Below are 14,397 nucleotides of genomic sequence, written 5' to 3'. Positions count from 1 at the left end.
GAGGCGCGAATTCTAATTGAAGGCTCGCGCGGAATGGAACCCCTTTTTGAGATTTTTTTTACGAAGCCGCGGCGGCGGGCTGGCGTCGCCGACGCAGGAAGCGCGCGAAGCGCTCCATCGTCACGTAAAAGGTCGGCGTCACGTACAGCGTCAGGAGCTGTGAGAACACGAGGCCGCCCACGACTGCGATACCCAGCGGCTGCCGCATCTCCGAGCCCGTGCCCGTGCCGAACGCCAACGGGAGCGTCGCGCAGATCGCCGCCATGGTCGTCATCATGATCGGCCGGAAGCGAATGATCGACGCTTCGACGATGGCCTCGGCGGGCGAGAGGTTCTGCTCGCGCTGAAGCTGGAGCGCGAAGTCGACCATCATGATGCCGTTCTTCTTCACCAGACCGACCAGCAGGATGATGCCGACGAAGCTGAAGATGTTCAGCTCCATGTCGAACAGCCAAAGCATGAGCAGCGCGCCGAATCCCGCGAACGGCAACGCCGTGAGAATCGTCACCGGGTGCCCGTAATGCTCGTAGAGGATGGCAAGCACCATGTAGATGACGAGGATGGTGATGAGCAGCAGGACCGGCAGCGTGCGGAAAGCATCTTCGAAAGCCTTGGCGCTGCCGGCCATCGTGGCCGAGACACCGCTCGGCAGCGTCTCCCGCGCGATTTCCTGCGCCCTGATGACCGCGTCGCCGATCGAAACTGCGGGCGCGAGATTGAACGAGATGACGACCGACGACAGCTGTCCGTAGTGGCTGACCGATACGGGCCCGACGCCGATCTGGATGTCGGCAACGGCGTTGATCGGAACCATGCTCCCCGAGCTCGACTGCACGTAGAGCGAACGCAGCGCATTGATGTCGCGCTGGAAGCGCGGGTCGAGCTCGAGCATCACCAGATACTGATCGGTCGCGCCGTAGAGCGTGCTGATCTGGCGCCCGCCGTACGCGTTGTACAGCGTCGTCTCGATCTGCTGCGGCGACACGCCGAGAGCCGCGGCGCGATCGCGCAGAATGTTGATGCGTATCTCCGGATTACGCAGCTCGAGATTGGTGCTCACTTCCCGGAAGTCGTGCGATTCACGCAAACGCGCTTCCAGCTCCTGCGCCGAATCGTACAACACCTTCAGGTCGGTACCCTGCACCACCATCTGGTAGTCGGCATTCCCGGTAAGCCCGCCGATGTTGATGGCGGGCGGATTGTTCATGAACATCTGAAGGCCCTGCGCGCCGCCCGCAAACTGCCGCCGCAGCGTCTGAATGACCTCGTCGGCGCCCAGCTTGCGCTCCTCACGCGGCTTCAGCCGGACGATGAGCCGCCCGATGTTGTCGCCGACCGCGCCGCCCGTGCCCTGCCCCGCCGTGGACATCACTGCTTCGACGTCGGGATGCTTCTGCACGATGGCCGACGCCGCCTTCTGGCGGCGCTCCAGGTCCGCGAACGTGACGCCCTCGGGCGCGCGCGTGTTGCCGAAGATCACTCCGGTGTCCTGGCGCGGGATGAATCCCTGCGGCACCAGCTTGTAGATGACACCGGTGAGCACGAGAAAGACGACGGACACCACCACCATCAGCAGCGTGTGACGGATGGTCCAGCGCAGGGTCGACCCGTAGAAGTCGCGCGCCAGATCGAAGCCCCGCTCGAAGAACTGATACACGCGGCCGTGGCTGTGAACCGGCCTGAGGAGCCGGCTGCAGAGCATCGGCGTGAGCGACAAGGCGACGATGCCGGAGATCAGGACCGCCGCGCCCACCGTGACGGCGAATTCGCGGAAGAGCCGCCCGAGTATGCCCTGCATGAACAGGATCGGAATGAACACGGCGGACAGCGAGATCGTCATCGACAGCACCGTGAACGCGATCTCCTGCGAGCCGTCGAGCGCCGCCTGCATGCGGTCCTTGCCCATCTCCATGTGGCGCGTGATGTTCTCGAGGACCACGATCGCGTCGTCGACGACGAAGCCGACCGCGAGGATGATCGCCATCAGCGACAGGTTGTTGATGCTGAATCCGAGCAGATACATCGCCGCGAACGTTCCGATCACCGACGTCGGAAGGATGAGCGCGGTGATCAGCGTCGAGCGCGCATTGCGCAGGAAAACGAGGATCACGAGCACGACCAGTCCGACCGAGAGCAGGAGGTGGAAATCCACCTCGTCGATCGAGGCCTTGATGAACTCGGAACGATCGTTCACGACGCTGATGCGAACGCCCGGCGGCGCCTGTCGCTCGATCTCGGCGAACATCGCGCGAATGTTCTTCACGACTTCGACGGTGTTCGCCCCCGGCTGGCGATACACCGCGAGACCGATGTTGCGCTCACCGTTCAGCCAGCTCTTGGCTTTGATGTTTTCGACGCTGTCCTCGGCATAGCCCACGTCGGCCAGGCGCACCGGCATGCCGTTCTGATAGGCGACGATCAGGTTGTCGAAGTTCTTGGCGCGCTCGAGCTTGGCCGAAGACTTCACTGTGAAATTGCGCGCGGAGCCCTGCAGCACGCCGGACGGCAGGTTGCTGTTCGCGTTCTGGATCGCCGCGACGACCTTGTCGAGGCCGAGCTCGCGCTTCGCCAGCGCTTCGGGATTGACGTAGACCCGCACGGCGTACTTCTGCGAGCCGAAGATCGTCACCTGCGCGACGCCGTTGATCATCGACAGCCGCTGTGCCACGTGGGTGTCGGCGAAATTGTCGAGCTCCTGCAGCGGCAGATGCTTGGCGCTGAGCGCGAGCGTGATGATCGAGAAATCCGCGGGGTTGACCTTGCGCAGCGTCGGCGGATCGATGCCGTCGGGCAGGCGGCGCATCGCCTGTGAGATCGCGGTCTGCACGTCCTGCGCGGCGGAGTCGATGTCGCGCTGCAGGCTGAATTGCAGCGTGATGCGCGTGCGTCCGGTGTTGTTCACCGAGTTCATCGTCTCGACGCCGGCGATCTGGCTGAACTGGCGCTCGAGCGGCGTGGCGACGGTGGACGCCATCACCTCGGGATTGGCGCCTCTGAGCTCCGCCGTGACCTGTATCGTCGGGAAATCGACGTTCGGCAGATCGTTCACCGGCAGCGTCCAGAACGCGATCAGGCCGAAGATGATCACTGCCGCCACGAGCACCGTCGTGGCGATCGGCCTCACGATGAAGATCTTGGAAAGATTCATTGGGCGGCGTCCTTGGATTTACCCTTGCCCTTGCCTTTTCCCTTGCCCTTGCCCTGACCGGAGGCGTCATCGGCCTGCTCGCGCAGGCGCACCGTGGCTCCGGGCTGCAGCGCCTGCGGAATCTCGGTGATCACCTGGTCGCCGCCCTTGATCCCCTGGGCGATGACGATCTCCTGCCCGATCTGTCGCGCGACCTTCACCGGCTGGACGCGAACCTTGCTCTGATCGTCGATGAGATAGACGAAGCTCCCGTCCTGCCCGGGCTGAACCGCGGCCTCCGGCACGACCACCGATTCGGGTTCGATCGTGAGGACCACACGAACGTTCACGAACTGTCCCGGCCAGATCACCTCGTTCGCATTCGATACGCGGGTTTTCAGCAGCACCGTGCCGCTCTGCGGCGTCACGGTATTGTCGATGAACACGAGCTTGCCCTCGGCGACCGCCGGCCCGGTACGGTCGGGCAGGATGTCGATGCGCATGTTGCGGTCGGAGCTATAGCGCCGGATCTCGTCCAGTTGCCGCTCGGGGATGCTGAAGCCGACGAGTATCGGATCCATGCTGTTGATCGTGACGAGCGGCGCGCCGGTGCCGGCGGCCTGCACGAGGTTGCCGGACTTGACCGCGAGCGTGCCGGTTCGACCCGAGATCGGCGCCGCGATCCGCGAGTAGCCCAGCTGGATGCGCGCCTGCTCCGCTGCGGCCTGGTCCGCGGCCACCGTGGCTTCCAACGACTTGGCCGAAGTCACCGCCACGTCGTATTCCTGGCGCGTGATGAACTCGCGCTTGAGCAGCGGCGCGAGGCGCTCCTGCTGCGCCTTCGCATTCTCGAGCTGCGCCTTGTCGCGCGCGAGCGCCGCGAGCGCCTGGTTGTACTGCGCCTGGAAAGTCCGCGGGTCGATCTGGAACAGGAGCTGGCCCTGCTTGACCCGGTCGCCTTCCTTGAACATGACGCGCTCGAGCACACCGCTCACCTGCGCGCGGACCTGCACGCTGTGCTCCGCTTCCACCGTACCCACCGCTTCGATGAGCACCGGCATCGGCTTCACCACCGCCTGCACGGCGCGCACCGTCAGCGGGCCGCCGCCCCCCTTCCCTTTTCCCTTGCCCTTCTTGGCTTTGCCTCCCCCGGTATCGGTCGCGGTCGCGCCGCTCGCCTGCTGGTTCCAGTACCAGTAGCCCCCCGCTACCACGGCGCCGATCACCGCAAAAACCAGAAGCATCGTCAAACGTTTCATTTTTTTCCGCTCGCCGCGGCGAGTACCTCGCCGAATCCCGTCGAAAACTGCAGCCTCGCGACCGCCGTGTACCAGTCGAGATACGACTGAATGCGCTGCACGCGCGCATTCGATTCGTCCTGCTGGGCCGTGATGAGATCGAGGATGCTGCCGAAACCCGCCTGGTAACGCGCGAGCGTCGCCTGCGCCGTCTGCTCCGCCGACTTCACTTGCGCGTCGGTGCTGCTGATGCCGCCGGCCGCGGTCTTCACATCGTAATACGCCTGCCACACGTCGAGCTCGGTCTGGCGATAGAGCACGTCGCGCGAAGCCTCGGCCTGGTCCGCGAGCGCCTGCGCCTGCGCGGTCAGCGATCGGTCGCGGAAGCCGGTGAAGATCGGGATGCGCAGGGCGAGGCCGATGTTGTAGTTGGTGGCGATCGGGTTGTCGCGGCTCGCGCTGTTGAGGAAGCCGGTCTTGCCCGCGACGCCGTTGAGCTCGAGCGTGGGCAGGTTCGCTTTCGATGCAGCGTCCGCACTCGCGCGCGCGGCGCGCACCTGGGCTTCGGCGGCAACCAGGTCGGGGCGGCTCGCACGCGCGCGGTCGAGGAGCTCGTCGACCGAGCTCATCAGCTCCTTGATCTCGGGAATCTCGCCCATCGGCGGGAGGGTGAGCGTCTGATTCACAGCAAGCCCGACCGCGGAGGCGAGCTGGCCGCGCGCTTTCTCGAACTCGCCGCGGCTGCGGATCAGCGTGACGTCGGCCTGCGCGACCTGGGTGTCCGCGCGATAGACGTCGGCGACGGTGGCGAGTCCCGATTCCCGGCGGCGATTCGCCGCGTCGAGCGAGGTGCGCAGGTTCTTGAGGCTGAGCTCGTTCACGCGCACCAGCAGCTCGAGACCGCGCAGCCTGAAATAGGCCTGCTCCACCTGGAACACCACGTCCTGCAGGACGCGGTTCTGCTGGAGGTTAGCGGCGAGCAGCCGGTATTCGGCGGCGCGAACCTGATCGGCGCGCGCGAGATCGAACAGAACGTAGGTGAGATTGACCGAGGGGCCGTAGCGCGTCTGCCACGGCGAAACGGCGCCGGTGGTCCCGGACACCGGGCGTATGCGGTTGAGGCCGACGAGACCGCTCAACTGCGGCAGGAAATCGGCCTCCTCGACCGCAACGCCCGCCGCGGCGGCTCGCGCCGCCGCCCATGCCTGGCGTGCGCGGGGATTGTTGCGCAGCGCGAACTCGGTCAGCTCCGCCAGAGTGACCGGCGCGGCGCCGCGCTCGGGCGCAGGGGCGACCGGCGGTGCTGTTACAGGCGGTAAAGGGCTTTGGGGCTGCCAGGCGACACCGGGCTCCGGCGAGGTTACCGCCGTGCTTCCGGGCATCTTGAACCAGTTATTCCACCAGGACTGCTGACTCCAACCGCTCCCCGCATAGGCTGCGAGTCCGAGCGCGACCAGCGCCCGACTCAACCACACTCGTCTTTGCATGCGTAGTGCTCAGACTTTCTATCTTGATAAATGGCAAAATAATTCATCTTAGCATCAAACAATTGGACCAGTATCTCGCCTGGATCGCGGACTTTTTCGAGATCCGCGTCAGGGCAAACCCTTCTTCAGAACCCAGGATTCGCTTTGACCAGCATCGCTTCCCTACGCCCGCGGACGCTCGAGTCCGAGCTGCGGGTGATCGCCGACGAGCCCTACTACGAACCGGTACACCAAGAAATCGCACTCTTCGAGGCCGCTTACGAGTGCAGGCTGCCGGTTCTGCTCAAAGGACCGACCGGCTGCGGCAAAACCCGCTTCGTGGAGCACATGGCGTGGCGGCTTGCACGCCCGCTGCAGACGGTCTCGTGCCACGACGACCTCACGGCTTCCGACCTCGTCGGCCGCTACCTCATCACCAATCAGGAAACGGTGTGGATCGACGGGCCGCTCACCCGCGCGGTGCGCGCCGGCGCGATCTGCTACCTCGACGAGGTCGTCGAAGCGCGCCGCGACACCACCGTCGTCATCCACCCGCTCGCGGACGAGCGCCGCGTGCTGGCGATGGAAAAGCGCGGCGAGCTCCTGCAGGCCCCGCCGGAGTTCATGCTCGCGCTCTCGTACAACCCCGGCTACCAGAGCGTGATGAAGGAGCTGAAGCAAAGCACGCGGCAGCGCTTCGTCACGATCGAGTTCGACTACCCCGATGCCTCACTCGAAGCGAAGGTCGTCGCGACCGAAAGCGGCGTCGGCGCCGAGATCGCGGACAAGCTCGTGCGGCTGGCGCACATGACGCGCAACCTCAAGGGCAGCGGACTCGACGAAGGCGCGTCGACGCGCCTGCTCGTGCACGCCGCGAAGCTCATGCGCCGCGGCGTGGCGGCGCGCACGGCGTGCAACGGCGCGATCGCCGAGACGCTCACCGACGACGCCGACATGCTGCGCGCGATCGATGAGCTCGCTTCCTCCCTCTTCTGAGGCGCCTGCGCCGTTAGCCGCAGACGCCGTCGAGCAGAAGCTCGCGGCGGCGCTCGACGCGGTGCTGTCGTCGAGGCGCACCGCCCGCGAGGCGGCCGAGGCCATCGCGCGCCTGCCTGCGCCCGAGCAGGCCTTCGTGCTGAACTGGACGGGGGTGATCGCGCGCACGAGCGCTGAGCTCGCTTTCCAGTTCAGCGCGACCGCCGCGGAAGCGGTACCGAGCCTCGGGCTGGAGAGTGCCGAACGCTGGATCGTGGACGCCGTCGACGCGTACGACCGCGAAGGCTTGTATCGCGGCACCGACGCTTTTCGCGACTGGCGCACCTACGCCCGGCGCACTCGCGACGAGGGCGTCTCCTTCGAAGACGCCGCGCCGGTGCTGCGGCTCTTCCTGCAAGGGCTCGAAGGTCGCGCGCTCACGCTGGAGCCCGCCAGTCGTGGGTATACCGACACCGAGCGCATCTTCCTGCCGCCGCGCGCGGCCGGCGGTCGCACCGAGCGCGAGAACTTCCTGCGCTACAAGGCGACCGCGGCGATGCTGTGGGCGCAGACCCGTTTCGGCACGTTCAACGCAGACCTCGTATCGGTCATCGACGGTTTCGACGACAAACCGCGCGCGCTCGCGCTGCTCGCCGCGCTCGAAACACGGCGCCTGGAAGCGCGCATCGCACGCACGTTGCCCGGACTGGCGCGCGACATGGGCGTGCCGGCGCACCACGGCGAAGACCCGCGGCTCGGGCGGCTCGCCGCAGACGCGGCCACAGTGAACGACAGCATCGCGCTCCTGCACGAGCTCTACGCGAATCCGCCGGCGCTCGGTTCGGCGTACGCCGTCGCGCTCGAGCCCGCGCTCGCCGCGGCGGCGCGCAATGCGCGCATCGAGCGCGACAAAGCCGCTTTCAGGAAAGAGCTCGCGCGCATCGCGAGTGAAGACGACCTGGGCGAAGCGACCCCCGCCTTCGCGCTCGAAAACCCGGGCCGCGAGACCGACGCGGGCTCGCAGTACACGCTGACGCTCGACGGCGACGCGATCGAAACCTCGGACGAGCTCTCGCAGCTCATCGCGTCGATCGAGCAGGACCTGGGCGCCGTGCCCGCCGACTACCTCTCGGATTACGTCAGCGCGGACAGCGCCGAGCCGCTGGAGCTCGTCGAGCCGCCGCGCGGTCCCGCACACGTCTACGACGAATGGGATTACCAGCGCCGGCACTATCGCAAGGACTGGTGCGAGGTGCGCGAGCAGGACGTCGAGCCCGGCGATACCGGTTTCGTCGCAGCCATCGCGGGCAAGTACGCGGGGCGCATCGCCCAGCTCAAGCGCACGTTCGAGCTCATGCGCGGCGAGGACCGGCTGCTGAAGCATCAGCCCGAGGGCGACGAGATCGATTACGACGCGCTGATCGAAGCGTTCGTCGACATGAATCACGGCGACGAGCTCGCGCCGCTCGTCTACGCACGGCGCCGGCGCGCCGAGCGCGATCTGGCCGCGCTCTTCATGGTCGACATGAGCGGCTCGACCAAAGGCTGGATCAACGACGCGGAGCGCGAGGCGCTGGTGATGCTGTGCGAGGCGCTGGAGGCGCTCGGCGACCGCTACGCGATCTACGGTTTTTCCGGAATGACCCGCAAGAACTGCCAGGTGTTCAGGGTGAAGCGCTTCGATGAAGCGTATGGCGAGGTCGTGAGGTCACGCATCGCCGGCATCGAAGCGCAGGACTACACCCGCATGGGCGCGGCGATCAGGCATCTTACCGGCGTGCTCAACTCGGTCGAGGCGCGCACGCGGCTGCTCGTCACGCTCTCCGACGGCCGGCCCGACGACTTCAGCGACAACTACCGTGGCGAGTACGGCATCGAGGATACGCGTCAGGCGCTGCTCGAAGCCCACCGCTCGGGCGTGAAGCCGTTCTGCATCACGATCGACCGCGAGGCGCGCGACTATCTGCCGCACATGTACGGCGCGGTGAGCTGGACGCTCGTCGAGGACGTCGGGAAGCTGCCGGCGAAAGTGGCGGAGATCTACGCGAAACTGACGCGATGAGCCTCTACGGTGCGTTACGGCTCCGCCTGCGCACCCTACGACAAGGCACGCTCGACGGCCGAAATCGTAGGATGCGTTAGCAGCGATGCCGCGTCACGCACCGCTAGTGCAAACGCGGCGAGACGTAACCCTGCATCGAATCGGACGCGCTTGCGGGCGGGATGTCGCCGCCCTCGTCGTCGGTCACGTCGGAGCTGATGTCGACGCTGCCCGAGGTTTCTTCGACGGGTGACGCGGCGAGGGCCTCGTCGCCGTTCGACTCGACCGCTTCTTCCGCTTGCGGCTGCGCTTCAACCGCGGATTCGTCGGACGATTCCGCACCGTTGTCCGGCGTGCCGGGCGCGGTCTCGACGAGCGTGCCGAGGTCGTCGAGCGCCGGCAGCTCTTCGAGCGAGCGCAGGTTCAGATCGTCGAGGAACTGCTTGGTCGTCGCGTAGATCGCGGGGCGCCCCGGCACCTCGCGATGGCCGATGACGTCGATCCAGCCGCGCGCTTCCAGCGACTTGAGGATGTTGCTCGACACCGTCACGCCGCGGATGTCCTCGATGTCGCCGCGGGTCACCGGCTGGCGATACGCGATGATCGCCAGCGTCTCGAGCACCGCGCGCGAATACTTCGGCGGCTTCTGCGGATTCAGGCGGTCGAGGAATTTCTGCGATTCGGGTTTCGCGCGGAAGCGCCAGCCCGACGCAACGCTCACGAGCTCGACGCCGCGGCCGTCCCAGTCGTTGCGCAGATCGTCGAGGATGTTCTTCAGCGTGTCGTTGGCGAGGTCCTGGTCGAACAGCTTCTTCAGCTCGCCGAGCGTGAGCGGCTCGGGGCTCGTCAAGAGCGCGGTTTCGAGGACGCGCTTGGCGTAGGAAAGATCGAGGTTTTCGTCCATATGCTCCATCCCAATCAGGCCACTTCGGCGAGCTGGCCGCTTCTCAACTTCACGTAAATCGGGGTGTACGCCTCGTGCTGGCTCACTTCGATGAGCCCTTCGCGGGCGAGCTCCAGCACGGCGAGGAAGGTCACCACGAGCACCGGCACGCCTTCCTGCGGCGTGAAGAGCTGCGCGAACTCGATGAACTTCGACTCCTGGAGCTGGCGCAGCACGCGGCTCATGTGCGCGCGCACCGAGAGCTGCTCGCGCGTCACCTTGTGGCTGCGGTTCACGTTCGCCCGCTGCAGCAGCGCGAGCCACGCGATCTTCAGATCGTCCGGATCGACGTCGGGCAGGCGCTCGGCGACGTCGCGCTCGAAGAGCACGTGCACGACGCTGAAGTCGCGCCCGGCCTGCGGCATCTGGTTCAGGCGCTGCGAAGCGAGCTTCATCTGCTCGTATTCGAGCAGGCGGCGCACGAGCTCCGCGCGCGGGTCCTCTTCCTCGGCCTCGTGCGCGTGCACGCGCGGCAGCAGCATGCGCGACTTGATCTCGATCAGCATGGCCGCCATCAGCAGGTACTCGGCCGCGAGCTCCAGCGTGTGCTGGCGCATCATCTCGACGTACTCGAGATACTGGCGCGTCAGCTTCGCCATCGGGATCTCGAGGACGCTGATGTTCTCCTTGCGGATGAGGTACAGCAGCAGGTCGAGCGGCCCTTCGAACTGCTCGAGGAAGACCTCGAGCGCGTCGGGCGGGATGTAGAGGTCCTGCGGGACCTCGAGCATCGGCTGCCCGTAGACGAGGGCGATGGGGACCTGGGTCCCCGGGACGCCGGCGGCGGCGGCCTCGGTCATGCGTCTCCTTCCGGCGCGGCAGCGCCCTGCCGACCCCGGCTTCCCGGGGCGGTGGACGCGCTTCTTAGCGTTCGTCTGACCATGGCTGCATTCTACAGCCAATCCGGGGGCAGACTACAAGCTATTGTGGTCGGAGGTGGCCGCAGCCACTAGAGGCATGGGTTTTGCACAGGACTAACTGTAATCCAGGCCCATCGCCCCGCGGACGTCGCGCAGGGTCTCGCCGGCCAGCCGCCGGGCCTTTTCGGCCCCGTCGGCGACGATATTGCGAACGAGCGTGGGATCTTCCAGGTACCTCTCGGCGCGCTCGCGGATCGGCTTCAGCTCCGCCAGCACGGCGTCGATCACCGGCTGCTTGCACTCCAGGCAACCGATGCCGGCGGTGCGGCAGCCGACCTGCACCCACTCCCTCGTCTTGTCGTCCGAGTACACCTGATGGAGCTGCCACACCGGGCACTTGGTCGGCTCGCCGGGATCGGTGCGCTTCACGCGCGCCGGGTCGGTGGGCATGGTGCGGATTTTCTTCGTCACCGCCTCGGGATCTTCGCGCAGGGCTATCGTGTTGTTGTACGACTTCGACATCTTCTGACCGTCGAGGCCGGGCATGCGCGACGCCTCGGTGAGCAGCGCGTGCGGCTCGGCGAGGATCATCTTGCCGCCGCCTTCGAGATAGCCGAAGAGGCGCTCGCGGTCGCCCATGGTGAGGTTCTGCGTCTCTTCCAGCAGCGCGCGCGCCGCTTCGAGCGCGCCGGTGTCGCCCTGCTCCAGAAATTTGGTGCGCAGCTCGCGGTAGAGGCGCGCGCGGCGCGAGCCGAGCTTCTTGACCGCCGCCTCCGCTTTTTCCTCGAAGCCGGGCTCGCGGCCGAACATGTGGTTGAAGCGGCGCGCGATCTCGCGGGTGAACTCGATGTGCGGAACCTGGTCCTCGCCGACCGGCACCTGGCTCGCGCGGTAAATGAGGATGTCGGCGCTCTGCAGCAGCGGGTAACCGAGGAAGCCGTAGGTCGAGAGATCCTTGTCGGTGATCTTCTCCTGCTGGTCCTTGTACGTCGGCACGCGCTCCAGCCACGGCAGCGGCGTGATCATCGACAGCAGCAGGTGCAGCTCGGCGTGCCCGGCCACGTGAGACTGTATGAACAGCGTCGCCTGCGCCGGATCGACGCCGGCGGCGAGCCAGTCGATGACCATGTCCCACACGTGGTGCTCGATCTGTGCGGGATCGTCGTAATGGGTCGTCAGGGCGTGCCAGTCGGCGACGAAGAACAGACACTCGTGCTCGTGCTGCAGCCGCACCCAGTTTTTGAGCACGCCGTGGTAATGGCCGAGATGCAGGGCGCCGGTCGGGCGCATGCCCGAGAGAACTCGATCGGTGAACATAAACGATGGACGTGGTGGATGGTGCGCTGCTAACTCGTTTGCGCCATGTGAATGAGCTCGACCAGCGGCACCGACAAGCCGTGCTCGAGGATCCACACCGCTCCGCTCACGAGCGGCCACAGCACGAAAGAGAGCACGCCGGTGAAGAGCAGCACGAGCAGAATCGGAAAGCCGTATCGCTCGATCCGCGCGAACCTGTAGGCGTAACGATGCGGCAGCAGCGAGACCAGGATGCGCCCGCCGTCGAGCGGCGGCAGCGGCAGCAGGTTGAGGACCATGAAGATGACGTTGACGAAGACGCCGGCCGCGCCGGTGAGCGCGAGCGGCAACGCGAAATAGCTCTGCGGCACCGCCAGCGCGAGCTTCGCCACGATCGCCCAGCCCAGCGCCATCGCGAGATTGCTGAGCGGACCCGCCGCCGCCACCCACAGCATGTCCTGCTTCGGATGGCGCAGGTTGGCGAAGTTGACCGGCACGGGCTTCGCCCAGCCGAACAGCATGCCGCTTCCGCCCGCGAGCTTCGCCACCGCGAGCAGCACGAGCGGCAGCGCGACGGTGCCGACGGGATCGATGTGCTTGATCGGGTTGAGGCTCACGCGGCCGGCGGCGTACGCGGTCAGGTCGCCGAAGCGCATGGCGATGTAGCCGTGCGCCGCTTCGTGCAGCGTGATCGCGAGCACGACCGGAATCGCGTAGATCGCGATGACCTGAACGAGATTCAGCTCCACTTCGAGGCGTGTTGAATGTTTAGTGTTGAGTGTTGAGTGGATCGTGCGTACGCATCGCACTGTCGCCGATTCTACCATCCGCCGGATTTTTCCTCGGACAACTAAACACTTAACACTCGACACTCAACACTCGCCTTTCGGCGCTAAGCGCCGAAAGGCGTCGTGCTGCCCTTACCGACCCGCGCGATCACCGGCGCATCGCCGGTGAGATCGACGACCGTCGTGGGGACGATGCCGCAGGCGCCGGCGTCGATGACGAGCTCGACGCGCCGCTCGAGCCGCTCGCGAATCTCGAGCGGATCGTTCAGCGGCTCGTCGTCTTCCGGCAGGATCAGCGTGGACGAGAGCAACGGCTCGCCGAGCTCTTCGAGCAACGCCTGTGTCACCTTGTGCTCGGGCACACGCAGTCCGATGGTGCGCCGGCTCGGGTGCATGAGACGTTTGGGCACTTCCTTCGTCGCGTGGAGGATGAAGGTGTAGCTGCCGGGCGTGGTCGCCTTGAGAAGCCGGAACTGCGCGTTATCGACGCGCGCGTACTGTCCGAGCTCCGCGAGGTCGCGGCACACCAGCGTGAGATGATGGCGCTCGTCGACCTGGCGTATCGCGCGTATGCGCTCCATCGCCGCCTTGTCGCCGATGCGGCAGCCGAGCGCACAGCACGAATCGGTGGGATACACGATGACGCCGCCGCCCCGCACGATCTCGGCGGCCTGCCGGATCAGCCGCGGCTGCGGATTGTCCGGATGGATGGTGAAAAGCTGCGCCAATTAGTGTCGAGTGTTGAGTGTCGAGTGATTCGTGGGATGCCCGCCGATGCGCCTTTAACTAAACGCTGAACACTCAACACTAAACACCGAATTTTTCCCAGACCGGCGTGCAGCCGGAGGGAAACGGCGGCAGGTCGCCGAGGTCGCGATACGTTTCGCGCGGTCCGTGGAAATCCGAGCCGCAGGAGGCGAGAAACCCGAACTCGCGGGCGCGTTTCGCCCAATAACCGAACTCGTCCGGGCTGTGGCTCCCGGTCACGACTTCGATCGCTGCGCCGCCGAGGTCCTTGAAGTTGCCGAGAAGCTGCGCGCGATTCGCTTCGTCGATCTTGTAACGTCCGGGGTGCGCGATCACGGCCACGCCGCCGGCGGCGCGTATCCAGCTCGTCGCGTCGGCGAGCGTCGGCCACTCGTGCGGGACGTAACCCGGCTTGCCGTCGCCCAGCCACTGGTCGAACACCGCCTGAGTGCTTCTCGCGCGGCCGCTCTCGACCAGGAAGCGCGCGAAGTGGGTGCGGCTGACGAGATCGGGATTGGTGACGTACGCCTTCGCGCCTTCGAGAGTGCCCGGTATGCCCAGGCGCTCGAGCGCCTCGGCCATGCGCTCCGCGCGCTCGAAGCGTCCGCCGCGGCTCACCCGCAGGCCTTCGACGAGCGCCGGATGCGCGGGATCTACGCCAAGCCCCACGACGTGGATCGTGTGGCCCTTCCAGGTGACCGAGACCTCCACCCCATCGACCAGGCGTATGCCGGCCCGCTCTGCCGCGTCGCGCGCCTCGGGCAGGCCAGCGAGCTCGTCGTGATCGGTCAGCGCGAGCACTTCCACACCGCGTTCCGCCGCGCGCGCCACGACGTCGTGCGGGCGCATCGTCCCGTCGGAGAACGTCGAGTGGCAGTGCAGGTCGTAGCGGCAAACGTGGGACGCGGTCATCGGG

General features: G+C 66.3%; 10 protein-coding genes and 1 pseudogene. 2 read left to right on the top strand and 9 right to left on the bottom strand.

What is annotated here, in order from left to right; genetic code table 11:
* Positions 1-58 precede the first annotated feature (58 nt).
* The 3 genes from VHP37_27730 to VHP37_27720 are packed head-to-tail and all read right to left on the bottom strand — an operon-like array spanning position 59 to position 5,852.
* Positions 59-3,148, bottom strand: a complete 3,090-nt coding sequence (locus tag VHP37_27730) for an efflux RND transporter permease subunit (protein HEX2830167.1) — start codon at positions 3,146-3,148, stop codon at positions 59-61.
* The gene (locus VHP37_27725; GenBank protein ID HEX2830166.1) at positions 3,145-4,371 is read right to left on the bottom strand and encodes an efflux RND transporter periplasmic adaptor subunit; all 1,227 of its coding nucleotides are present in this window, start codon (positions 4,369-4,371) and stop codon (positions 3,145-3,147) included. The genes VHP37_27730 and VHP37_27725 overlap by 4 nt, the downstream gene beginning before the upstream one ends.
* A gap of 11 nt (positions 4,372-4,382) precedes the next feature.
* Positions 4,383-5,852, bottom strand: a complete 1,470-nt coding sequence (locus VHP37_27720) for a TolC family protein (protein HEX2830165.1) — start codon at positions 5,850-5,852, stop codon at positions 4,383-4,385.
* A 153-nt stretch (positions 5,853-6,005) separates the two neighbouring features.
* Between VHP37_27720 and VHP37_27715 the strand changes: the two genes are divergently transcribed.
* Both VHP37_27715 and VHP37_27710 read left to right on the top strand, forming a co-directional pair.
* The gene (locus tag VHP37_27715) at positions 6,006-6,827 is read left to right on the top strand and encodes a CbbQ/NirQ/NorQ/GpvN family protein (protein HEX2830164.1); all 822 of its coding nucleotides are present in this window, start codon (positions 6,006-6,008) and stop codon (positions 6,825-6,827) included.
* Positions 6,802-8,868 (top strand): hypothetical protein, encoded by a 2,067-nt coding sequence (locus VHP37_27710; GenBank protein HEX2830163.1) that lies wholly within the window; start codon positions 6,802-6,804, stop codon positions 8,866-8,868. The genes VHP37_27715 and VHP37_27710 overlap by 26 nt, the downstream gene beginning before the upstream one ends.
* A 364-nt stretch (positions 8,869-9,232) precedes the next feature.
* Here the strand turns inward: VHP37_27710 and scpB are convergent.
* The 6 genes and pseudogenes from scpB to VHP37_27680 all read right to left on the bottom strand — a co-directional run bounded on the left by scpB (position 9,233) and on the right by VHP37_27680 (position 14,393).
* Positions 9,233-9,751 (bottom strand): annotated as a pseudogene (scpB, locus tag VHP37_27705) (SMC-Scp complex subunit ScpB).
* A 14-nt stretch (positions 9,752-9,765) separates the two neighbouring features.
* Entirely contained in the window at positions 9,766-10,590 is an 825-nt protein-coding gene (locus VHP37_27700; protein ID HEX2830162.1) for a ScpA family protein, read from the bottom strand.
* 174 nt (positions 10,591-10,764) lie between these two features.
* On the bottom strand, positions 10,765-11,967 hold the full coding sequence (locus tag VHP37_27695; protein ID HEX2830161.1) for a tryptophan--tRNA ligase: 1,203 nt from the start codon (positions 11,965-11,967) through the stop codon (positions 10,765-10,767).
* A gap of 29 nt (positions 11,968-11,996) precedes the next feature.
* Complete coding sequence (locus VHP37_27690) at positions 11,997-12,689, bottom strand: site-2 protease family protein (GenBank protein HEX2830160.1); 693 nt, start codon at positions 12,687-12,689, stop codon at positions 11,997-11,999.
* Positions 12,690-12,838: 149 nt separating this feature from the next.
* Entirely contained in the window at positions 12,839-13,462 is a 624-nt protein-coding gene (locus tag VHP37_27685) for an L-threonylcarbamoyladenylate synthase (GenBank protein ID HEX2830159.1), read from the bottom strand.
* 79 nt (positions 13,463-13,541) lie between these two features.
* Entirely contained in the window at positions 13,542-14,393 is an 852-nt protein-coding gene (locus VHP37_27680) for a 3',5'-nucleoside bisphosphate phosphatase (GenBank protein ID HEX2830158.1), read from the bottom strand.
* Between the last annotated feature and the right edge of the window lie 4 nt (positions 14,394-14,397).

Source organism: Burkholderiales bacterium (assembly GCA_036262035.1).
Classification (GTDB): Bacteria; Pseudomonadota; Gammaproteobacteria; order Burkholderiales; family SG8-41; genus JAQGMV01.
The sequence above is the reverse complement of the archived record's forward strand: the minus strand, read 5'-3'. Positions and strand labels throughout refer to the sequence as shown.

Excerpts from the sequence above, each read along its gene's own strand:
- VHP37_27725 (HEX2830166.1), bottom strand. The coding sequence starts at position 4,371 with ATGCTTCTGGTTTTTGCGGTGATCGGCGCCGTGGTAGCGGGGGGCTAC.
- VHP37_27730 (HEX2830167.1), bottom strand. The coding sequence starts at position 3,148 with ATGAATCTTTCCAAGATCTTCATCGTGAGGCCGATCGCCACGACGGTG.
- VHP37_27695 (HEX2830161.1), bottom strand. The coding sequence starts at position 11,967 with ATGTTCACCGATCGAGTTCTCTCGGGCATGCGCCCGACCGGCGCCCTG.
- VHP37_27700 (HEX2830162.1), bottom strand. The coding sequence starts at position 10,590 with ATGACCGAGGCCGCCGCCGCCGGCGTCCCGGGGACCCAGGTCCCCATC.
- VHP37_27680 (HEX2830158.1), bottom strand. The coding sequence starts at position 14,393 with ATGACCGCGTCCCACGTTTGCCGCTACGACCTGCACTGCCACTCGACG.
- VHP37_27720 (HEX2830165.1), bottom strand. The coding sequence starts at position 5,852 with ATGCAAAGACGAGTGTGGTTGAGTCGGGCGCTGGTCGCGCTCGGACTC.
- VHP37_27710 (HEX2830163.1), top strand. The coding sequence starts at position 6,802 with ATGAGCTCGCTTCCTCCCTCTTCTGAGGCGCCTGCGCCGTTAGCCGCA.